Raw genomic sequence first — 1287 nt, 5'->3', positions numbered from 1 at the left:
TGGCCTTGCCCCTGTTTCACGAATCCCATAGCTGAAGCCATCAGGCCGCATGCCCTCGCTGAGCGACGGCCCAATTCTTCTCGAACGTCATGGGACTGACGTAGTTCAATGTCGAATGCAGTCGGCGGGCATTGTAGAAGCCAAGCCAGTCGACGATTTCGTCCATGGCAGCACGCCGCGTCGCGAAGTGCCGACCGTGCAGTCGTGCGACCTTGAGCGAACCCCACAGGCTTTCGGTGGGCGCATTATCCCAACAATCGCCGCGCCGGCTCATCGACGAGCGCATGCCGTACGCCTTGAGCGTGTCCTGGAAGAGCCCGCTGCAATACTGACTGCCACGGTCGCTATGCACAATCACGCCGGCTTCAGGGCGGCGCCGGAACCATGCCATGCGCAGCGCGTCCGTGACCAGCCCCGCCTTCATATGCGGCTGCATCGACCATCCCACCACTTGCCGGCTGAACAGGTCGATTATGACGGCCAGATACAGCCAGCCTTCGGCCGTCGCCACATAGGTGATGTCGCTCGTCCAGACCTGATTCGGCGCTGCCGCAGTGAAGTTGCGCTCCAACAGGTTCGGCGCGACCGGCAGGTTGTGGTTCGAGTTCGTCGTCGCGATGTACTTGCGCTTGTGCCTTGCGCGGATACCATGCAGCGCCATCACCTTGCGAACTCGCTCCTTGCCCACGCGTACGCCCCGCGCAACCAGCTCTTTCCACATGCGCGGCCAACCGTATTCGCCCTTGACCTCCGAGTGAATCGCCTTGATATGCGCCAGCAGTGCGTCGTTGCTCACGCGGCCTCGGTGCGGCTTGTTCTGAGCGACACGTTGCCGTCGCTGATGAAAGCCGCTGGGGCTCACATCAAGGACTTCGCATAACACCGAAATCGGCCAGTGATGGCGATTGCGTTCGATGAACGCGTACTTCACGTCGAGTCCTTCGCGAAGTACGCACAGGCCTTTTTTAAGATGTCGCGCTCCATCTTCAGCCGCGCCACTTCGGCGCGAAGTCTCGACAATTCCATCTGCTCCGCGCTCACCGGTTTCGTGCCCGCTGCGCCAAGCTTGCCTTCTTGCTCAGCCTTCAACCAGTTGGAAATCGATTGCCCCGGCACGTCCAGCGTCGCGGCCACCGCCGCTAGGCTCTGACCGGCCTTGACCAGCCGAACCGCTTCCAGCTTGAATTCGAGCGTGTAGCGCGCCCGCGTTGTCTTGCTCATCTTCTTGACTCTCCTTGCTTGAGTTTAAACGCTCAGCAAGGGATTCGTTTTTCGGGGGCAAGCTCA

Annotated in this window: 1 protein-coding gene; it reads right to left on the bottom strand. The window is 60.8% G+C overall.

Translation table 11 applies throughout. The annotated features are described in order from the left end of the window. Positions 1 to 40: 40 nt before the first annotated feature. A protein-coding gene (locus C0Z18_RS32435) for an IS3 family transposase (RefSeq protein WP_102649543.1) occupies positions 41 to 1221 on the bottom strand; the annotation gives its coding sequence in 2 pieces (ribosomal slippage) (positions 41 to 957 and positions 957 to 1221; 1182 coding nt in all). Positions 1222 to 1287: the final 66 nt, after the last annotated feature.

The sequence above is a fragment of the Trinickia dabaoshanensis genome, assembly GCF_002879885.1.
Lineage (GTDB): Bacteria > Pseudomonadota > Gammaproteobacteria > Burkholderiales > Burkholderiaceae > Trinickia > Trinickia dabaoshanensis.
Note: the sequence above shows the minus strand (reverse complement) of the source record. Positions and strands in the feature narration are given on the sequence as shown.